Consider the following 19,213-nt stretch of genomic DNA (forward strand, 5'->3'; position numbering starts at 1 on the left):
CGCCGCCAGCAGAAGAGACAGGTTCCGATGCGTGTGGGGATCGGCAGGACGCAATCTTATAGCGGTTAGATAGTGTGATCTTGCATCCGCGAGCATGCCTTGCTCGTGGGGAGCACCGCCAGATTTTTGTGGGCCTTCGCATAATCCGGCGACGATCTGAGGGCGGCACGATAGTGAGACTGAGCCCTCTCGAGATCGCGTCCTTCGAGAAGCATGGCGTAGTTGTAGTGAGCTTCGGCGTAATCCGACCTCGCCTGTAGCGCCAGTCCGTAGTGCGATTCAGCCTCGTCTGCATCGCCATGCTTTTCGAGAAACACGCCGAAATTGTTGTGGGCCTTGGCAAAGCCAGGGCGCAGCCGTAGCGTCTCTTGAAAATGATGATACGCCTCGAACCGATCGCCCCACCGATCGAACAGGCCGGCTAGACGCAGAAGGGCATCAACGTAGTCAGGTCTGCACTTCAAAACTTGCCGATAAAGGACAGCCGCTTTCTCCGCCCGGCCGGTTTCTTCATGCAATATCGCAAGGTTGTAGTGTGCTTGCGGATATTCCGGCTATAGACGAACCGCCTCCCGGTAATGGGCTTCGGCGGCGGTTTGGTCACCCACGCGTTTCAAGATGACGCCACGGTTGTTGTGCGCCTCCGGGTAGTCCGGGCGGAGCAAGTGCCGAGGCGGATCCCCGGCCCTGTCCCGTAGACGCTTACGTCGAGTGATCGTATCTACGATCCTTCTCGCTTGCTCCTGGTGATTAAGATAAACAGCGTCGACGTCCTCCGAGGCGGCACGAATGTCGGAGGCTAGAACCAGGCATGATCCGCCCTAGACGGCCATGTCCAATTCAATGCCGCGTTGCGATGCCAGTTCCGCAATCGCATCGAAGGCGTCTTCAATCGTTTGCTTATCGAGTTTTGTGTCGGCAACCATACGTAGTCTCCAAATGCGTTGGTATTTGAAGTCACCGGCGGCAACCAGTCAAACACTTGATTTCTTTCACATCAAGTCGGGAGCAAACTCGATCGGCTAATGGTTATGCATCTGGGCGAGGTGCGCCGCTGTGGGTTCGTTCAGTTCCGGCTGCAGCGTGACGTGACTGATGCCGAAATGCACATTCAGTTCCGCTGCCGCATGCGCGAGAACCTCGTCACCCGGATGACCGTCCGGCGTGACCAAATGGCAGGTCAGCCCGGTTTCGGTGGTGCTCAGTGACCAGACGTGGAGATCATGGGCCGAAGCGACCCCAGGGATGTCGAGCAACGACTGGCGAACCTTATCCATGTTGATCCCCTCCGGGACCGCGTTGAGGCTCATGGTGATGGAGCCGGTGAGTAGGCTCCATGTTCCAGCGACGATGACCAGGTTGATCACCAGGCTCATCAGCGGGTCGATCCAGTGCCAGCCGGTGAGGAGAATGATCAGGCCGCCGACCACGACGCCGAGAGACACCAGCGCGTCGGCCGCCATGTGCATGAACGCGCCCCGGACGTTAAGGTCACCTTTGCTCCCGGAGGAGAACAGCCAGGCGCAAACGCCGTTGAGCACGATCCCGCATGCAGCGACAATCATCACGGTCTTTCCAGAGACGATCTCCGGCTGCCAGAAACGCTGGATGGCCTCCCAAGTCAGGCCGCCGACCACAACCAGCAGGAACACCGCGTTGAACAACGCCGCAAGGATCGAGGTGCCGCCGAGGCCGAAGGTAAAGCGCTTGCTGGGATTTCGCTTGGCAAGGATCACCGCCGCCCATGCAACCCCGAGCCCGAGCGCATCGGACAGGTTATGCCCGGCGTCGGCGAGCAGGGATACTGAGTTGATGGCAAGGCCGTAGATGACCTCGATGATCACGAAGGCCGCGTTCAGACCAACTCCGATCGCAAAGGCCTTGCCGAAATTAGCGGGGGCATGAGCATGGCCGAGACCAGGGCTATGTCCGTGGTCATGATCGTGACGATGGCCATGGTCGTGCTGAGGGGACATCGCAGAAACTCTCGTTGCGTATTCGCGCACGCTACAAGCTCTAGCCACTAGAGATGCAAGCGGAATATTCATGAAAATGAAGGCTCCGTCGAATTGAAGCCGGTTACTTGATGACACGCGCGCATCTCGGCCACGACCCGTAGATATGCCATAGTGCAATGCATGTGCGCCAAGACGCGGAAGGTAACGCCGTGAATTTCTATTCATCGTACGATCAAGGATTCGTTCGTGTGGCCGCTTGTACGCCGCAGTGCGAGGTTGCCGACCCTAGATACAACGTCGCAGAGACTTTGAAGCTCGCCAGGCGCGGCTCCGACGAGGGAGTCGCTCTGATGGTGTTTCCCGAGCTTGGGCTCTCCGGCTATGCGATCGATGATTTACTGGGCCAGGCGGCGCTTTTGGAGCGCGTGGACCGGGAACTCGGTCAACTGGTCGAAGCTAGTGCCGAACTTGCCCCGGTCTTGCTGGTCGGCGCACCGCTCCGACGAGAGGGTCGGCTCTATAATTGCGCGGTCGCCATTCATCGCGGTCGCATCCTGGGCGTGACCCCGAAAAGCCATCTGCCGAACTATCGGGAGTTCTACGAAAAACGCTGGTTCGCATCAGGCCGCGACCTGCGTGATATGTTCATCGACGTGGCAGGTGCTTCGGCGCCGTTCGGGATCGACCTGCTGTTTGCCGCCGAGGATGTCGAGGGCTTCGTCTTCCATACCGAGCTGTGTGAAGACGTTTGGGCGCCAGCGCCGCCGAGCGACCACGCGGCGCTGGCTGGCGCTCTGATCCTGACGAACCTGTCCGCCAGCAACATCACAATTGGCAAGGCGGAAATCCGGCGTCTGTTGTGCGCAACCCAGTCCGCTCGTTGCTGGGCGGCCTACGTGTATTCGGCAGCGGGGCCTGGCGAGTCGACGACTGATCTCGCCTGGGATGGCCAAGCGTGCATCTATGAACTTGGCTCGCTCCTGGCCGAAACAGACCGCTTTCCGATGCAGTCTCAGATGGTCATTGCCGACATCGACGTGGATCGGCTCCAGCTCGAGCGATTGCGAACAGGTACTTTCAATGACGCGGCCGTTGCGCAAGGCTGGCCTGAACTCCGCTTTCGCCGGATCGGCTTCCGCTTCGAGCCCCCGCCGGGAGACATAGGCCTCTGGAGGTCGGTACCGCGCTTTCCGTTTGCGCCCGCCGATCCTGCCCGTCTCAACCAGGACTGTTACGAAGCCTATAGCATCCAAGTCCAAGGGCTGATGAAGCGCCTTCAGGCCACTGGGATTCGTCGTGTCTGCATCGGCGTTTCGGGTGGCCTTGATTCGACGCATGCACTGATCGTCGCCGCTCAGGCATTCGACCGCCTCGGCTGGCCACGGTCGGATATCCTCGGGTTCACGATGCCCGGTTTTGCAACCGGTGAAGCGACCAAGTCGAACGCCTGGGCCCTGATGCGCAGTCTGGGCGTCACCGCCGAGGAGGTCGATATCAAGCCGTTGGCCAATCGACTGTTGGCCGATCTCCGCCATCCCTTTTCGAAAGGCAAGCCGATCTACGACGTGACCTTCGAAAACGTCCAGGCAGGCCTGCGCACCGATTTCCTATTCCGCGCTGCTAATCAGCGAAAGGCGATCGTACTCGGCACCGGTGACCTGTCCGAGATTGCGCTGGGATGGTCGACATATGGCGTCGGAGATCAGATGAGCCATTACAATGTCAACGCCTCCGTTCCGAAGACGCTCATTCAGCACCTGATCCGCTGGGTCGCCAATTCAAAATCCTTCAACGAAGAAACCAATCAAACCCTCTTGCTCGTTCTCGGTACAGTCATTTCTCCGGAGCTTATCCCCTCAGGTTCAAAGGATGCTTCGCAGGGCACGGAGGCGACGATCGGCCCATATGAACTCCACGATTTCACGCTGTTCTATTTGACGCGCCATGGGCTTCGTCCCTCGAAAGTCGCCTTTCTGGCGTACCATGCCTGGCGCGACGCTGCGCAAGGAGTTTGGCCGCCAGGCTATCCCAAGGACCGACGACACGCATACGATCTCGCCACCATCAAAAGGTGGATGGAGGTATTTCTGTATCGCTTCTTCGCGATCAGCCAATTCAAGCGTTCGGCCTCGCCGAACGGCCCCAAGGTCACTAGCGGTGGCTCCTTGTCGCCGAGGGGGGATTGGCGGGCACCGTCGGATGGCAACGCTCGCGTCTGGCTCGAAGAATTGCGAAGCAATGTGTCGGAAACGTAGTCCGAAGTCTGTGCCGTTGGGCAATACGAGGTCGGTCTGCTGACCTTGTCGCTCTCGCCGAGATCGGAGCCGTAGACCTTTTTGCCGACGGCCGTCCTGCTACATTCGACTGCGTGCCGATGCGGCGCATCGTCGTCTGAACGATGACTGGCCGAGCAATCGAATGGCGGATTGCTGAAATCTCGCGAGACGAGTCGCGCAGCCGAGCTGCCTGCAAAGCATCGCTAAGTACTCTACAAGGGTCTCAGATACCACGCGGAGCGAAGAGGATAATTGCGGATGCGATCAGCGCCGATGCCGAGCCCGACAAGTCCCACCTGTCCAGTTGTTGACCTTCGACTGCCCAGAGCCACAGCAGCGACGCCACGATGTATATGCCGCCATAGGCCGCATACGCTCGTCCGGCTACCTCGCTTGGGATCAGCGTCAGCAGATAGGCAAACACGACGAGCGCAAAGAGCCCCGGCGCAAGCCAGTAGATGGAGTGTGCCGTCCGACGCCAGGCCCAGAAGCTGAAGCATCCGGCGATCTCGCAGACCGCGGCGGTCGCAAAGATCAACCCGGTGGAAAGGTAGACAGGCATCGAAACTCGCTCGTTAAGTCAACGTCACAAACGAAGTGGTTGCATGGATTCGACGATCTGGCTACGTCGCCTTTCATATTCCTGTCGTCAGCGCGATCATCCAGCCCGGCATCGTCCCCAAGAGGGCTTCTGCAGCACCCTCTCCATGTCGGTCAGGATCTTAAGGCTGGCGAATACCACGACGCGAAGTCTTGCCTTGCCAGTCCCGGCACTGCTGGCTATGCGAGCACGCAGGCGCTTAAGCCCCCAGCGACTTCACTCCGAGGCCGATCAGCAGCAAGGCTCTCGCCGTGTCAATCTATAGTTTACCGGTTCGGCCTAAGGATACCGCATCCTTGGGTTCAGCATTCGTTTGTCCGCAAACGAATATTGAACGATCCAACCACAAATCACGGGATCCGAGATGACCAATGCGTTCGAATCCGACGTCTTTGATCTGGCACCGATCTCGATGTGGATAGAGAATTTCAGCGGGGTGAAAGCGCTGTTCGACCAGTGGCGTCTCGACGGCATAGCGGACATTCGGGAATTCCTAAAGCAGGACCTTGCGCGCGCTGCCGATTGCTCGCAGCGCATCCGTGTCCTGCGGGTGAATAGGAAAACGTTGGAGCTGTTCGAAGCCGACGATATCGCGCATTTGACCGCCAACCTCTCCAGTGTCTTTCGAGACGACATGCTAGATACGCACATCAACGAACTGGCCGACCTGTGGGACGGCCACACCGAGTTTTCGAGCAGCACGGTGAACTATACGCTGTCCGACCGACGATTGGACATCCAATTGCGCGGGGCCGTGCTGCCTGGCTACGAAAGCTCTCTTGCGAGGTTATTGCTGACGACATAAGACGTCACCTCGCGCGAAGAAGCAAGGCGGGCGGAGAGCGACAACAGGCGATACGCCGAGGGAATATTTGATCACTCGCCGATCTCTCTGTGGATCGAGGACTTCAGCACCATCAAGACGCTCCTTGAAGGGGGTCCGCGACCGTGGCATTGTCGACTTTCGCACATTCACGGATGTGCATCCGGAATTCGTCAGCCAATGCATGAGCGAGATCCGCGTCATTGATGTCAATCAGGCGACGCTCGAGCTATTTTGTGCACCCGATCGCCATACGCTCCTGCAACGTCTTGGCGATATTTTCCGTGGCGATATGGAAAAGCCCTTTCGCGAGCAGCTTATGGAACTTTGGAACGGCAATCTGTTTCACCACCGAGAGGTCGTCAACTATGCGCTCGATGGCTCCGAGCGCCACATCCTCTTGCATTTCTCTGTTTTCCCAGGGCACGAGAGTAACTGGTCTCGTGTTCAGGTGGCGCTGACCGACATTACTGCGCGCAAGAAGGCCGAGGCCTATCTCGAATATCTCGGCAAGCACGACGTACTGACCAGGCTACACAATCGTGCCTTCTACATGGATGAATTGAACCGGCTTGAGAGAAAGTCACTCCGGCCTGTTTCAGCAATTGTGATGGATCTCAACGGCTTGAAGGACGCGAACGATCAAATCGGCCACGATGCCGGAGATGCGCTGTTGCGTCGCTTCGGCGAGGTTCTCAATGGTGTCGTGTCACAGCCGAACCATGCCGCGCGAATCGGGGGCGATGAATTCGCAGTATTGATGCCGGGGGCGGACCGGCATGCCGCGAGCGTCATGGTTGAAACGATCAACGAGCTTCTAAAGATCAACAATCAGTTCTATTCCAGTTCTCCCCTCAGCGTGTCTATTGGCATTGCCACGAGCGAGCCGGTTGAAACGATGGAGAGTGTGGTCAAGCGCGCTGACGCCTGCATGTATGAGCAGAAGAGAGCTTATTACGCATCACGCAACAAAGCCGACGCCAATTTCGGGCGCGATGGCGTGTCTGAATCTGCCGCCTGACGCGGACGATCAAACTGGGAAAAGACCGAGCGACGCGTTGCAGGCGTGCTCCCCGTCTTCGACTTCGGCGGCATAGAACGCGTCTATCGAAAAGCCGACCTCGGGCTTTAACCCATTTCGCTACTAAGATCTAACAACCCGCTTCGGCGGGTCTTTTTGTGCCTTGAACAGAGCCCGGAATGTCATCTCTGACATCCTAATGCGCCTAGGTGACACACAAATGCTGTTCAAGGAAAATCGCTCATTGAAACCAATTGGCTTTTGGCAAAAACGTGCAGACCTTCTGAAAACTCCTCAGCAGTCGATCCGAAAAGCTCTGCTGGAAACTTGGATTGAGTTTTGGCATGGATCTTTTGCGTTGGCGAATAGATAGCCGTCGGCCTCATGGATTGGGCCGAACTTCAGGCCGGCTTTGCCGCACTGGACGCGGAATGCTTCGACATCCTTGACGTCGAACACCAGTTTGATGACGGACTGGCCACTTCGTTGTCCCTTGGCTGCTTCATGCAGCATTATATTTGCTCCACCGTCTTGCGCTATCAGTTCGATGATACGATCACCGGGCAGTTGCATGGCTTTGAAGCTGAAATGCCTCTCATAGAACTGCGCGGTCTCCTCAACATTCCTCGCGTAAATCATCAATCGATTAAGTGGCAAAATATCCTCCGATTACAGCCTGTTCGATTCACCTGCATCAATGCTCGTGGTAGACTTTGCCATGGCACATCTTTCAGGAACAGACCGCTCGCAATTGTTGCTTCTGCCCGAAGCGGTCGACGACTATGTCGGACCGGACAACCCGGTTCGTTTTATCGAGGCCTTTGTCGATGGTCTCGATCTTGTTTCGGCCGGGTTTCTACGAGTGGCGGCGAAAGACACTGGCCGTCCTGGATACGATCCTGCCGATCTGCTTAAAATTTACATCTACGGTTACCTCAATCGGGTGCGGTCGAGCCACCGGCTGGAGGCGGAGGCCCATCGCAATATCGAGGTGATCTGACTTCTGCGCCACCTGAAGCCGGACTTCCGCACCATCGCCGCCTTCCGCAGGATCAACCGGTCTGCATACAGGCAGGTGTTCCGGGAGTTCGTGATCCTATGCCGCCAGCTCGATCTGTTCGGGAAAGAGCTTCTGGCGGTCGATGGCACGCGGATCAAACCGGTCAACAACAAGGATCGCAACTTCACCCGTGGCGCACTGACCAAGTTCATCAGCGAGGCCGACGAGAAGCTCGCCGATTACATCAAGCGGCTCGATGAAAGCGATGCCGACGAAGAGAAGCTGGGTAACGGCAATGGCTCTGGTCGGAGAAGATCGCAGCCATCAAAGGCAAGCGCGATCGCTACAAGGCGCTGCTGTATGAATTGGACAAGACCGGCGAGGACCAGATCTCGCTGACCGATCCGGATGCTCGCGCCATGGCGCGCATGACGAAGGTCGGCGTCGGCTACAACATCCAGCTCGCCGTGGATGTGAAGCACAAGCTGATCGCCGAACAGGAAGTGTGCAACCAGGTCCTCGACATGGGTCTGTTGGCGACGACGGTCGAAGCTGCCATGGAAACGCTCGGCGTTGACAAAATCGAGGCGGTCGCCGATCGTGGCTACTTCAAGATCGAGGACATCGAGGCCTGTGAGAAGGCCGGCATCAGCGCCAATGTTCCCAAACCGATCCGGGGACCGGCCGCACGCGAGGGCTTCTTCACCAAGGAGGCGTTCCGCTACGATCCGGACAAGAACGTCTACATCTGCCCAGCCGAACAGGTTCTCTCGTCACGCTACGAGAGCAAGTCGCGCGAGAACGTGAAATTCGACTACTGCAACAGGGACGCCTGCAAGGGCTGCGCCCTCAAGCCACGCTGCACCAACAACCCCTATCGCCGTGTCTCGCGACTTGAGAACGAGGCCGCCCTTGATCGCGTGGCAGCACGGTTGGCGGCGCGACTTGACGTTCTCGACCGGCGGCGCGAAAGCGTCAAGCATCCGTTCGGCACGATCAAGCAATGGATGTATCAGGGTGCGTTCCTGATGCGACGGCTGGAAAACGTTCGGGGCGAGTTCAGCCTGACGGCGCTCGCCTATAACATCCGAAGAGCCATCACACTCGTCGGCGTTCCCGGCCTTCTCGCCGCTGTTCGGACGTGAACGGCCGCCATTCGCACATTTTTGAAGCAAAAATGGGCGCTATATCCCCTAAATACCTCGATGCGCTATATCCGGGTGGACAATAGGAGTTCCTGGATTCGTATCGTGCGGCGCGCCGAAAGATGCCGGATAATCAGCTATCCGACGAGTTTTTGGACGCTCTGCCTGACTTTTGTGACGCGCCCACGCACTAAATTACCATACTAGCAACGGATCGGCCCGGAATGTTCCGGGCCGATTTGCGTTAGTAGACATTGCAAAGACATCTCGCCGGGATTGGTCGCCGTGAGCCGCTCACCCCACCAGATCACAATCGCGTGCGGCTCAATCTATCCATCCACAGTTGCAGAACGTCGCGCTTGCCCTAGATCTGTCGTCAGGACCAACATGAGGACTTCGCGATGAAGAAGATCGTTCTCCTTGGACTGCTGGCCGTTTCGGCCATGACAACGCCGGCGCTGGCGATCAACCGATATAACTCGATGTCCTACACGTGTTCGCAGGCGCGTGCACTCGTAGGTCGCGAGCGCGCGGTGATCTTGCGATATACCGGCCGGAACAATTTGCCGATATATGACCGCTTCGTTTCCGACAGCGCATTATGTGACACCGGATTTTACGCCGACAGAACCTATATCCCAACGAAAGACAGCAACAGCTGCCCGGTCAGCAACTGTGTTCCCTCGTCGGACGACGACGACAGGTGACCGCTACCGGCAATGATTGTCCCTCATAACCCTCCAAGCATTGCGGCGTGCCGCCGCTCTTTCTCATTTTAGAGGAAGGGCAGGAAACCCCTGGCCAAATTGCCATCCCATGCTACCTCTATCGTCGCGGGGATCGAAGGCGGAGACCAGGTGATGGAAGCGCATGCAATCAAGAATGTCTGCATCTACGGCGCCGGTGCGCTTGGCGGCTCCATCGCGGTGAAGCTGGCTATGGGCTTGGGCGAACGGGTTCAGATCTCGGTCGTTGCCCGCGGCGCGCACCTTGAGAGCATCCGTGCGCAAGGTCTTCGTGTCTGGGAAGCTGGCGCTTCGAGCCCGGTCACGGCCAGGATCACCGCAACCGACGATGCGCGCGAACTGCCGCCGCAAGATCTCGTCATCACGGGGCTGAAGGGACATCAACTCGCCGCCGCCGCTTCCGGTATTGCCGCCTTGCTGCATCCGGGAACGCGCGTGATGATGATCCTCAACGGCATACCGTGGTGGTATTTTCATCGGGACCGGCAAAGCAGCCACGCCGAAACCCAATTTGAAGAACTCGATCCGGGTAGCGTCCTCTGGCGGCAGCTGGGGCCGGAGCGGGTGATCGGCTGTGTTGCCTATCAGGGCGCCGAGGTCATCAATCCCGGCTCAATCCAGCTCAGCAATAACGGGCGCTATGTCCTCGGCGAGCCGTCGGACGAACACACTGCGGATATCGCAGCGATCTCCGCGCTGTTGATGGAGGCCGGCGTCAACAACACCATATCGCCGAATATCCGCAACGAGATCTGGAACAAGCTTCTCGGCAATGCGGCGTTCAATCCGATCAGTGCCCTCACCCGGGCTCTGATGACGGATATCATGTTCGATCCGGGCCTTTCGAAAATGGTGGCGCAGGTCATGACCGAGGTGCGGTCCGTCGGCGAGGCTCTGGGCGCGAAATTCGCCCTTTCCATCGCGGAACGCGTTGAGCAATCGAAGGCGATCGGGCCGGTTCGCACGTCCATGCTGCAGGACCTTCTGGCCGGAAAGTCGCTTGAGATTACGCCGCTCGTCGGCATGGTGGTGTCGCTCGGCCGCCTGACAAAGGTGCCGACGCCGACGTCTGAGACGATCCTGGCGTTAGTGACACAGCTTGATCGGGAAACCCAGCGATCCGGGGCGGGAACGCCATAGCGCCATACAATATTAGCATATTGTGGAATTGTGCATTTGGGCCGATAATTCCCCCGGGTTGAAGAGGGAGGAATTCGTCATGCAATTCCGTCGATACGGCTTGATCATCCTCGTCATCATTGCAGCGGCCGGGGCCCTGTTCGCTTCGAAGATCACGGGCGATAGTTCACCGACCATCGAGGCTTCCAAGGTCATAGGCAACGGCGACACTGCATCGAATTGATTGGCTAAGCCGACCAGCGACCACGACGATCACAGGCCGTGGTGCTGACCTGCGCCGGAAATCGCATATTGGGCCATTTTCCCTCAGGCGCCTCCAGCGCCTTCGGCGCTTTCCGCCGCCGCCTTCTTCATGGCGATAATGTTGTTCGTCGTCGCCGCTGCGACCACGGCCGCGTGTTCTTCGTTGGCGACCTGGACCGTTGGAGATGCGAAGACGATACCGTTGGCCACAAAGGCTTCGCGGATCATCGCATAGGCGCGGCGGCGAACGCCCGATTGATGGCCGGGCTTGGTCATGAATGCGAAGCTCAGGTTGATGCCATAGTCGCCGAACTGTTCGACGCCCTTCATCTTGACGGTCTCGATGATCATCGGGCCCAGTTCCGGATCCTCCAGCAGTGTCGCCCCTACTCCCTTTACGAGCTTCTTAACGAGGACGATGTCGGTCTGGTAGCCGACGGATATCAGGAACTTGTCGATCACCCAGTCGCGCGACATGTTCTGGACGGCACCGAGGACGCCGAACGGCACAGTGAAAATCGGCCCCCGGTGGTGACGCAGCTTGACGGAGCGGATGCTGAAGGATTCGACGGTGCCCTTGTAGCTGCCGCTCTGGATATATTCGCCGACACGGAAGGCATCGTCCATCATGTAGAAGATGCCGCTGATCACGTCCTTGACCAGCGTTTGCGAACCGAAGCCGATGGCGACGCCGAAAATTCCGGCGCCGGCGATCAGCGGCCCGACTTCGACACCGAGCCCGGAAAGCGCCATCATGATGGCGATGGCGCCGATCAGCACGGCGAGGAAATTGCGAAAGATCGGCAACAAAGTCAGAAGCCGGCCGCTTCTCGCCATGGTGGCAGCATCGCCTTCCACATGGCTTGCTACCTCCAGCCGATGATTGATGAAGGCCTTGACCATCTGCCAGAGCACATCGGCGACCAGTAGGATGACGACACCGCCCAAAACACCGCGAATGACCCTGGCGACCGTATCCTCCTGCATCATCGGGATGGGGTGTAAACGCATGACGAGAACGACCCAGGACACGGCGACCGCGATGACGGCCGCCCTGACCCCCCTTTCGACGAGGACCTCGTAGATCGTGCGGCCTGACGGAGATCCCGGATCTCCTCTGCCGAAGGCATTTCGGATGATTGACGTCGTTAGCTTCAATGTCGCCGGCACCAGGACCAAGTAGATGCCAAGCAACAGCGTGATCGCAAGGCCTGTGACCCAAAGCACCCAAAGTACGCAGAACCAGAAGATCAGCAGCCAATGGAGGACGCCGCGATGGGGACGCTCGGCCGGGCGCGGACGGTTCCAGACGATTTCGATGGCGGCAAGCAGCAGGACGATGCCAAACAGATAGTCAAGGGCTGCTTGAACCGGCGGCAGGAAGCCCAGAGCGCCCATGATACCATCGGCGGCCCAACCTGCCACATAGATGAAGGTGAAAACGATGACGCGCGTGAACCAGAACCTGGCCGCATGGTCATCGATCGGCACGAGACGGAACGGCTGCAAGCCGGTTGCGTCAGCGTATGGGGCGAGCAGTACCTTGCTGAGGCGGATGATGACCCGGCCGGCGATCAGGCCGAGCAGCGTCGGAACGATCAACCTGCTAAGGAGCGGCGGCCAGCTGAAGCTCAGGAACAGGCCGACGCTGGCAAGGCCGAACACGACCAGTGGGGCAATTTGGACAAAGAGGTGGTGGCCGAGCAGGTGAAAGCCGTTTACCGGGGCTCCGTCCTGCTGCGCGGCCGGCCGGCGGGCAAAGAGGCGCCTGAGGATACGGCCGAAGAACCATTCTGCGGCAAGGCCGATTGCGACCAGCAGACAAAAGAACAGGAATACGCCAATGGGGCGGCGACCGTCCACGCCTGCCTTGGTGGTCTCGACGGCCCGCGCGAACTCGGACGGGATAAGCGGGATTGCCTGCCTGACGGCAAAGAGATGCTCTTGAACCGCGTTTAGCCGGCTGGTCAAATCGCTGGCAGACATGTTGGTCATTTCCGTGTCCGGCGGCGCGGTCGATCGCGACGCCAGCAAGGCACGAATGTCGGGATCCTCAAGCAGCTTTGTCAGCTGGTCGATCTTCTTCTGGGTAGCGTCGGGTGCCGGCGACTGTTGAGCGGAAGCGATGTCCCCACTGAATGCAATAACCATCAACGTTGCAGCTGCAATGACCCACAGCCTTCCCAAAACAACCCTGAAATCGACGTATCTCATTGCATACCACCCCACACCAATTGATAGCCCATTATGCGCATTTTTTTGCGACACTCCGCAACAACTTATTCTTGCGCGGCATCATTTTACCCCTGAACGCTGCCGAACTTCTCGACCCACTTGCGGTCGAAGCCATCCGGAGCACCGGAGCGGTGGATCGGCCCAGAAAAGGCCAGGCATCACCGAAATTTTTATCTCTGATTTAGAAATTTATTCAGCGTTACTGGATAATGATTGCTTCTGCCGGGATAGAGCTGCGGCGGCCTAACAAGACGATCGTCGCCAAGCCAATCCGGCCCGGGCGAGCGTTACACGGAAGGCTGCACTATCGTCCAGGTCGCCAACCCCTTCCCCGCATTCCGGGCGCTTGCCGAGCCGAGGCCCTACCCAAAGGTGAATTGTATGAAAAACCTAGTCCTGGCAACTCTGATCGCCGCATTTCTTCCGGCGGTATCATACGCCGCCACCCTGAAATTCCCAAGCGATGAGCCGGTTGCCTCGATCACCATTCCGGATAGCTGGGGTCCCAAAGAGACGGAAACCGGCATCGACGCGACGTCGGACGATTCGGCGATCTATATTTCGATCGATGTCGCTGACGCGAAGACCACTGACAAGGTCATCGACGACGCAATTGCTTATCTCGAAAAGAATGGTGTCAAGATCGACGGTTCGACGCAGAAGAAATCGGACGAAATGGTCAACGGCATGAGCATGACCAATTTCGACTGGGATGGCACCGACAGCGACGGTGGCGTCAATGTCGGCCTGTCCCTGCTCGCGCCAAGCGCCAACAAGCTTCTGGTCATCACCTATTGGGGTTCGAAGGGCACGCAGGAAAAGCACGGGGCAGAACTGCAGGCGATCATCAGCTCCCTCAAGGCAGCCAGCTGAGATACCTCATCTCGACGTTTGGAGGTCGCGGGCGTTAGCGCTCGCGGCCTTTATATTTTTCCTATTTTTTCGACTCTTGCCAGGAATGGATTTCCTATCCGCGCCGGCAGTAGCCTCTCTCATCTACTGAAGAGGTGATGCCGTGCTCCATTCGATGACGCCGGAACGTTCGCAATCCATCCAGGCCCTCAGCCGGAGCGGCCGAGCCCTGCCGGTACCTGCCCACAGGCGCTCACGCGACCGCCAGATGCGCGAGCGACGCACGGCCTGCATCATGATGATGTTCGGCGTCGCGCTCGGCAGCCTCGAGCTCTACATCATTCTGTCGTATCTCTGAGCGCGGCCCCTGTCCGATGATGACAACCTATCTGGGAGGCAACCTGCCGATCCGGCGGATCGGCGGCGCAATTTCTTCGCTTGTGACGCCGTTCGAAAGCGGCGAGCTCGATCTGGCCGCGCTCGTGGCGTACGTCGAGTGGCAGATCGAAAACGGCATCGATGGCCTGATGGCGTGCGGCATCGCCGGTGAAGGCGACGTGCTGACCATGGCGGAACGGGCTCGCGTAATCGCCGTCTGCGTCGAAGCGGCTGGCGGCAAGGTGCCGGTCATCGTGGCCAGCGGTACCAATTCTACCGCGACAACGATCGAGGAAACGCAGGAGGCAGCGGAGCTGGGCGCGGACGCGGCGCTCGTCACCCTGCCCTATTATTCCAAACCGACGCAGCAGGGCATCATCCATCATTTCGAACTGCTTGCCGCCAGCACGAGCCTGCCGCTGATCGTCCACAATCTGCCGTCCCATACGGCAGTCGATCTGACGCTCGAGACGCTGCAATCCCTTGCGGCGATACCGTCAGTCATAGGCATTGCCGACGGAACAGGAGACATCAGCCGCATCGCCGCGTGGCGATCTGAGCTGCCCGGCAATATCGCCTGGTTTTCCGCCCATGATCTGACGGCAGCAGCGTCGACCCTTGCCGGCGCGCAGGGCACTATTTCCACGGCTGCAAACGTCGTCCCGCGGCTGTTCTGCGCCATGCAGCATGCCGCGACCGCCGGCAATCTATCGGCGGTATCTATCCTCGGCGAACGGCTGCGCCCCCTGTTCCAGGCGCTGTCGCGCGAGTGCGAACCGGCGGTGGTCAAGCATGCGCTCAGTATCGTGCGAGGAATGGGTGCGGATGTTCGCCTGCCACTTGTCGGCATCGATCCTGCGACCGAGGCAATGATCCTCAGCGCCCTGACGTCGGCTCATATCACCGATGAGAGACATTTTGCGACGGCGTTCATCCCCGAATTGGCCAGGCGCCACCTATCCCTATGACATTTTTATATTTTTTGCCGACCCGCCGAATGGAAACGCTATCCGACCATGCATAGATTTCTGCACAAGACACCAGCGTCACATCGTTCGACCAGGTGCCGGTGATGCACTGAAAGGAATATGCAATGCCGCGTCTTACCGCTTACGAGCCTTCCCCCGAACCACTCCAAACCAGGCGGGCGATAGCCATTGCCAGAAATCATCCAGACCACCCTCATTCTCTGCGCTCAGGCACCAGTGCAGTCGCGCCGCGCCTGGCTTTCGTCTTTGCCACGGCGGGCCTCATCCAGCTGCTGATGCACTGGTTCGGGCGCTGATCGAGCTTCGTCAGATGATTTTGAGGACAATAACCACCATGCCGAATACACAGCAATTCCAACGCCGCTCTTCCCTTGCCACCGTCGCAGCGCCGGCCCGCTTCATCGTCGGCCGCGATGGACATGGCGGATGGATCGTACAGGACAGGCAGGGCCTGGTTGGCGGCCTGTTCGCCAATGAAGCAGCGGCCCTTCACTTCGCCGCCGAGGAATGCAACCGCAATCCGGCCGACATCTGCCGCGCGCCCGAAGGCGTCACACTCGATCTCGATTGCGCGGCACCTATTGCCGCGAACCTGCATTAAGTCGCTCGCTTCGATATTCGCTCGGAAACTCGGCCAAACGCTTCCTTAACCGCGGCCTTGGTAAGATGCAGCTCCGCTACATCAAAGCCAGAGAGTGCAATGTCGAAGCCAGCATTCCGCTACAGCCACTACGATCTGCAGGAGCAGCGCGCCGGGACTGTCATCGAGATCAAGCTGTCTGCCGTCGCCAACGTCCGACTGATGAACGCGACAAACTTCCTGCGTTTCACGGAGACGCTGAAGCATCAGTTCGTCGGCGGCGTCGCAAAGAAATCGCCAATCCGGCTCACCGTGCCGGAGAGCGGCCACTGGCATGTCGTCGTCGACATGGAAGGCCATAATGGCCAGGTCGAGTCGAGTGTCAAAATGATCGGGAAGTCCGTGCCGCCACGGATTCAGAAGGCGTCCTGAGGGCATCTGCCTCGGGGCACCGGCCTCTCCGGCATATGTCAGCCGCGTTCCTTCCGCAGCTTGGCCCACCACTCCAGCCGCTTCCTGATATCCCGTTCAAACCCGCGCTCCGGCGGATCGTAAAACGTCTGGCGACCCATTTTCTCCGGGAAATAGTCCTGGCCTGAAAAGGCGTCCGGCTCATCGTGATCATAGCGATAGCCGTCGCCGTAGCCCTCGCCCTTCATCAGCTTGGTCGGCGCATTGAGAATATGCTTCGGCGGCAGAAGCGAACCGTTTTCCTTGGCCGCGCGCGTCGCTGCCTTGAACGCGGTGTAGACTGCGTTGGACTTCGGCGCGGTCGCCAGATAGACGCAGGCCTGCGCGAACGCCAACTCCCCCTCCGGCGAGCCGAGATAATCATAGGCGTCCTTGGCTGCGTTGCAGACCACCAGCGCCTGCGGATCGGCAAGACCAATATCTTCGATCGCCATTCGCACAAGACGGCGGCCGAGATAAAGCGGGTCCTCGCCGGCATCGAACATCCGGGCGAGATAATAAAGGGCGGCATCGGGATCAGAGCCGCGTACCGACTTGTGAAGCGCGGATATCAGATTGTAGTGACCGTCCTGCGCCTTGTCGTAGACCGGTGCGCGGCGCTGGACTATCTGCGTCAAGGCTTCCGTGTCAAACGTCTCGTCCTTGCGGGCAGCTCGCCAGACTTCCTCGGCAAGCGTCAGGACGGCCCGACCGTCACCATCCGCCATGCGGATCAGGCTCGCCCTTGCGTCGTCGCTCAATGGCAGCGGCTTGCCTTCGACAGTCTCCGCGCGGGTCAGCAGCTCCTCGAGGCTCTCTTCGTCGTGGGCCTTGAAAGTCAGAACGCGGGCCCGCGACAAAAGGGCTGCGTTGAGTTCGAACGACGGGTTCTCGGTCGTCGCGCCGACGAGGATCACGGTGCCATCCTCCATGACCGGCAGGAAACTATCCTGTTGGGCGCGGTTGAAACGATGGATTTCGTCGACGAAGAGCAGCGTCTGGCGGCCGTCCATTCGTCGCATGCGGGCTGTCTCGAACATCTTCTTGAGGTCCGCGACGCCGGAAAAGATCGCCGAGATCTGCTCGAAGGCTAGCCCGGCCTCACCGGACAAAAGTCGCGCCACTGTGGTTTTGCCCGTGCCCGGCGGGCCCCAGAAGATCATTGATCCGAGCGACCCGCTCGCGATCATCCGACGCAGCCCACCGTCTTCGCCCGTCAGATGCGGCTGGCCGGTCACTTCGGACAGTGAACGCGGGCGCAGGCGATCGGCGAGAGGTCGCCTGGCCGCGACCTCCTCCGGGATCTTGGGGGCGAAGAGGTCATCGCTCATCGGAAGAATTGCCTTATCCGCTGGCCATCCCGTTCGATTTCGACGCGCCAGATTTCCGGCTCCCCGCTGAGGGCAGCCACAAGATTCTGCGTCGTGGTGATGACGGTGCCGTTGACGGAAATGATGATATCCTTGGGGGCAAAACCGAGGCGTTGGGCCGGGGAATTGCCTTTCAGGTTCTCGACGACGACGCCAACCGTATCGGTCGGCATATGCAGTTCGTCGGCAACCCGTGGAGAAAGGTTGGCGACCGTGGCGCCGGAGAAAGGATTGCTGCCGGTGATGACCTTTTCTTCACGCGGCCGCGTCTCCGGAGCGCTTGCAAGTGTCATCGATGCCTGGCGTTCCTTGCCGTTGTCGAGGATCGTCAGCGACACGGTCGCGCCAAGGCCTGCCGTCGTCAGGCGATAGCCGAGCGCATCGGGGTGCTCGACCGGAATGTTGTTGAGTGCGGTGATTACCTCACCTGGCTTCAGGCCCGCCTTTGCCGCCGGACCGTCCTCCATGACCTTGGTGATGAGGGCGCCGCGCACCTTCTTCAGGCCCAGCGCATCGGCCACTTCCGAGGTGACCGGCTCGAACGAGGCGCCGATATAGGGCCGGTCGAACGTCTTGGCGCCGCGATCGGCGGCGGCCAGAAAGACGCGGACGAGATTGGCGGGCGTCGCAAATCCTATGCCGTTCGAGCCGCCGCTCTGCGAATAGATCGCGGTGTTGATACCTATAAGGTTGCCCTTCATGTCGATCAGCGCGCCGCCGGAATTTCCGGGATTGATCGAGGCGTCCGTCTGGATGAAAAAGCCGACTTGGTTCTTGATCTGGTTGCGGGCAAGCGCCGAGACAATGCCCGAGGTCACCGTCTGGCCGACGCCGAAGGGATTGCCGATCGCCAGCACGAGATCGCCCACCTCTACCGCGTCGGAATCGCCGATCGGCAGCACGGGAAATTCTTCCTTCACATCGATCTTCAACACAGCGAGATCGACCTGCTCATCCTTCAGCACGACCTTGCACGGAAACTCCCGACCGTCCGAAAGCGCGACCTTGATATCGTCCGCGCCGTCGATGACGTGGTTGTTGGTGACGATGGTTCCGTTTGCCTCGACGATGACGCCCGAGCCGAGCGAGGACTGCTTCTCGGTGCGGTTGGGCATGCGCTGGCCGAAGAATTGCTGGAAGAAGGGATCACCGGCAAAAGGAGACTGCTGCTGGACCACCCGCTCCGCATAGACGTTGACGACGGCACCCGCCGTCTGCTTGACGAGCGGCGCGAAAGACAGCTGCATTTCCATCTGGCTTTGAGGCAAGACCTTGGCCGTCTGCGCATCAGCCGAAAGAGGAAAGACCGCGACGAATGCGAGTATCGAGATCGAGGCGCGTATCAACAAGCCTGGCATGCATATTCCCTTTGAAATGTCGTGGAGGGCACTGTTTTAGCGTCAGAC

General features: G+C 59.1%; 17 protein-coding genes and 2 pseudogenes. 12 read left to right on the forward strand and 7 right to left on the reverse strand.

The features are described from left to right. Positions 1 to 65 precede the first annotated feature (65 nt). Together AB4Z52_RS30075 and AB4Z52_RS30080 are read right to left on the reverse strand one after the other, a co-directional pair. Positions 66 to 464, reverse strand: coding sequence for a hypothetical protein (locus tag AB4Z52_RS30075; RefSeq protein ID WP_442221578.1), 399 nt, complete (start codon positions 462 to 464; stop codon positions 66 to 68). Positions 465 to 1,022: 558 nt separating this feature from the next. Continuing rightward, positions 1,023 to 1,976 carry a cation diffusion facilitator family transporter gene (locus tag AB4Z52_RS30080; RefSeq protein WP_442221540.1) on the reverse strand — a complete coding sequence of 318 codons (954 nt, stop codon included), beginning with the start codon at positions 1,974 to 1,976 and terminating at the stop codon, positions 1,023 to 1,025. A 191-nt stretch (positions 1,977 to 2,167) separates the two neighbouring features. On the opposite strand from AB4Z52_RS30080, the gene AB4Z52_RS30085 reads away from it, so the two are divergent. Beyond that, positions 2,168 to 4,213 (forward strand): NAD(+) synthase, encoded by a 2,046-nt coding sequence (locus tag AB4Z52_RS30085; protein WP_442221541.1) that lies wholly within the window; start codon positions 2,168 to 2,170, stop codon positions 4,211 to 4,213. A 244-nt stretch (positions 4,214 to 4,457) separates the two neighbouring features. On the opposite strand, the gene AB4Z52_RS30090 is transcribed toward AB4Z52_RS30085, so the two are convergent. Further along, complete coding sequence (locus AB4Z52_RS30090; RefSeq protein ID WP_442221542.1) at positions 4,458 to 4,796, reverse strand: YnfA family protein; 339 nt, start codon at positions 4,794 to 4,796, stop codon at positions 4,458 to 4,460. Between the two features lie 403 nt (positions 4,797 to 5,199). On the opposite strand from AB4Z52_RS30090, the pseudogene AB4Z52_RS30095 reads away from it, so the two are divergent. Further along, a pseudogene (locus AB4Z52_RS30095) lies at positions 5,200 to 6,679 on the forward strand (diguanylate cyclase domain-containing protein). Between the two features lie 294 nt (positions 6,680 to 6,973). Here AB4Z52_RS30095 and AB4Z52_RS30100 read toward each other — a convergent pair. Beyond that, entirely contained in the window at positions 6,974 to 7,336 is a 363-nt protein-coding gene (locus tag AB4Z52_RS30100; RefSeq protein WP_442221543.1) for a VOC family protein, read from the reverse strand. A 61-nt stretch (positions 7,337 to 7,397) separates the two neighbouring features. Between AB4Z52_RS30100 and AB4Z52_RS30105 the strand changes: the two are divergent. The 4 genes and pseudogenes from AB4Z52_RS30105 to AB4Z52_RS30120 all read left to right on the forward strand — a co-directional run bounded on the left by AB4Z52_RS30105 (position 7,398) and on the right by AB4Z52_RS30120 (position 10,933). Continuing rightward, positions 7,398 to 8,824, forward strand: a pseudogene (locus AB4Z52_RS30105) (IS1182 family transposase). 401 nt (positions 8,825 to 9,225) lie between these two features. Continuing rightward, positions 9,226 to 9,531, forward strand: coding sequence for a hypothetical protein (locus tag AB4Z52_RS30110; protein WP_442221544.1), 306 nt, complete (start codon positions 9,226 to 9,228; stop codon positions 9,529 to 9,531). Between the two features lie 153 nt (positions 9,532 to 9,684). Beyond that, positions 9,685 to 10,710 carry a ketopantoate reductase family protein gene (locus tag AB4Z52_RS30115; protein WP_442221545.1) on the forward strand — a complete coding sequence of 342 codons (1,026 nt, stop codon included), beginning with the start codon at positions 9,685 to 9,687 and terminating at the stop codon, positions 10,708 to 10,710. Between the two features lie 79 nt (positions 10,711 to 10,789). Beyond that, entirely contained in the window at positions 10,790 to 10,933 is a 144-nt protein-coding gene (locus AB4Z52_RS30120) for a hypothetical protein (RefSeq protein ID WP_442221546.1), read from the forward strand. An 83-nt stretch (positions 10,934 to 11,016) separates the two neighbouring features. On the opposite strand, the gene AB4Z52_RS30125 is transcribed toward AB4Z52_RS30120, so the two are convergent. Further along, positions 11,017 to 13,167 (reverse strand): mechanosensitive ion channel family protein, encoded by a 2,151-nt coding sequence (locus tag AB4Z52_RS30125; RefSeq protein ID WP_442221547.1) that lies wholly within the window; start codon positions 13,165 to 13,167, stop codon positions 11,017 to 11,019. A 402-nt stretch (positions 13,168 to 13,569) separates the two neighbouring features. Here AB4Z52_RS30125 and AB4Z52_RS30130 point away from each other — a divergent pair, with 402 nt between their 5' ends. The 6 genes from AB4Z52_RS30130 (at position 13,570) to AB4Z52_RS30155 (ending at position 16,419) form a co-directional block, all read left to right on the forward strand. Further along, the gene (locus tag AB4Z52_RS30130; protein WP_442221548.1) at positions 13,570 to 14,061 is read left to right on the forward strand and encodes a histidine kinase; all 492 of its coding nucleotides are present in this window, start codon (positions 13,570 to 13,572) and stop codon (positions 14,059 to 14,061) included. Between the two features lie 142 nt (positions 14,062 to 14,203). Continuing rightward, positions 14,204 to 14,398, forward strand: a complete 195-nt coding sequence (locus AB4Z52_RS30135; RefSeq protein ID WP_442221549.1) for a hypothetical protein — start codon at positions 14,204 to 14,206, stop codon at positions 14,396 to 14,398. 16 nt (positions 14,399 to 14,414) lie between these two features. Beyond that, on the forward strand, positions 14,415 to 15,386 hold the full coding sequence (gene dapA / locus AB4Z52_RS30140; RefSeq protein WP_442221550.1) for a 4-hydroxy-tetrahydrodipicolinate synthase: 972 nt from the start codon (positions 14,415 to 14,417) through the stop codon (positions 15,384 to 15,386). Positions 15,387 to 15,511: 125 nt separating this feature from the next. Next, positions 15,512 to 15,703: a hypothetical protein gene (locus AB4Z52_RS30145; RefSeq protein ID WP_442221551.1), complete on the forward strand. Its 192-nt coding sequence runs from the start codon at positions 15,512 to 15,514 to the stop codon at positions 15,701 to 15,703. Positions 15,704 to 15,741: 38 nt separating this feature from the next. After that, positions 15,742 to 16,008, forward strand: coding sequence for a hypothetical protein (locus tag AB4Z52_RS30150; protein ID WP_442221552.1), 267 nt, complete (start codon positions 15,742 to 15,744; stop codon positions 16,006 to 16,008). Between the two features lie 99 nt (positions 16,009 to 16,107). Then, on the forward strand, positions 16,108 to 16,419 hold the full coding sequence (locus tag AB4Z52_RS30155; protein WP_442221553.1) for a DUF1883 domain-containing protein: 312 nt from the start codon (positions 16,108 to 16,110) through the stop codon (positions 16,417 to 16,419). Between the two features lie 38 nt (positions 16,420 to 16,457). Here the strand turns inward: AB4Z52_RS30155 and AB4Z52_RS30160 are convergent, their stop codons facing one another. Both AB4Z52_RS30160 and AB4Z52_RS30165 read right to left on the reverse strand, forming a co-directional pair. Beyond that, positions 16,458 to 17,768 (reverse strand): replication-associated recombination protein A, encoded by a 1,311-nt coding sequence (locus AB4Z52_RS30160; protein ID WP_442221554.1) that lies wholly within the window; start codon positions 17,766 to 17,768, stop codon positions 16,458 to 16,460. Continuing rightward, on the reverse strand, positions 17,765 to 19,165 hold the full coding sequence (locus AB4Z52_RS30165; RefSeq protein ID WP_442221555.1) for a DegQ family serine endoprotease: 1,401 nt from the start codon (positions 19,163 to 19,165) through the stop codon (positions 17,765 to 17,767). The genes AB4Z52_RS30160 and AB4Z52_RS30165 overlap by 4 nt, the downstream gene beginning before the upstream one ends. Positions 19,166 to 19,213 lie beyond the last annotated feature (48 nt).

The sequence above is a fragment of the Rhizobium sp. 2YAF20 genome (genome assembly GCF_052114685.1).
Taxonomy (GTDB): domain Bacteria; phylum Pseudomonadota; class Alphaproteobacteria; order Rhizobiales; family Rhizobiaceae; genus Rhizobium.

Bases quoted from the DNA above. Each gene is read 5' to 3' on its own strand.
- AB4Z52_RS30150 (WP_442221552.1), top strand. From the start codon at position 15,742: ATGCCGAATACACAGCAATTCCAACGCCGCTCTTCCCTTGCCACCGTC.
- AB4Z52_RS30110 (WP_442221544.1), top strand. From the start codon at position 9,226: ATGAAGAAGATCGTTCTCCTTGGACTGCTGGCCGTTTCGGCCATGACA.
- AB4Z52_RS30155 (WP_442221553.1), top strand. From the start codon at position 16,108: ATGTCGAAGCCAGCATTCCGCTACAGCCACTACGATCTGCAGGAGCAG.
- AB4Z52_RS30080 (WP_442221540.1), bottom strand. From the start codon at position 1,976: ATGTCCCCTCAGCACGACCATGGCCATCGTCACGATCATGACCACGGA.
- AB4Z52_RS30130 (WP_442221548.1), top strand. From the start codon at position 13,570: ATGAAAAACCTAGTCCTGGCAACTCTGATCGCCGCATTTCTTCCGGCG.
- dapA (WP_442221550.1), top strand. From the start codon at position 14,415: ATGATGACAACCTATCTGGGAGGCAACCTGCCGATCCGGCGGATCGGC.
- AB4Z52_RS30115 (WP_442221545.1), top strand. From the start codon at position 9,685: ATGGAAGCGCATGCAATCAAGAATGTCTGCATCTACGGCGCCGGTGCG.
- AB4Z52_RS30165 (WP_442221555.1), bottom strand. From the start codon at position 19,165: ATGCCAGGCTTGTTGATACGCGCCTCGATCTCGATACTCGCATTCGTC.
- AB4Z52_RS30120 (WP_442221546.1), top strand. From the start codon at position 10,790: ATGCAATTCCGTCGATACGGCTTGATCATCCTCGTCATCATTGCAGCG.
- AB4Z52_RS30125 (WP_442221547.1), bottom strand. From the start codon at position 13,167: ATGAGATACGTCGATTTCAGGGTTGTTTTGGGAAGGCTGTGGGTCATT.
- AB4Z52_RS30160 (WP_442221554.1), bottom strand. From the start codon at position 17,768: ATGAGCGATGACCTCTTCGCCCCCAAGATCCCGGAGGAGGTCGCGGCC.
- AB4Z52_RS30090 (WP_442221542.1), bottom strand. From the start codon at position 4,796: ATGCCTGTCTACCTTTCCACCGGGTTGATCTTTGCGACCGCCGCGGTC.
- AB4Z52_RS30145 (WP_442221551.1), top strand. From the start codon at position 15,512: ATGCCGCGTCTTACCGCTTACGAGCCTTCCCCCGAACCACTCCAAACC.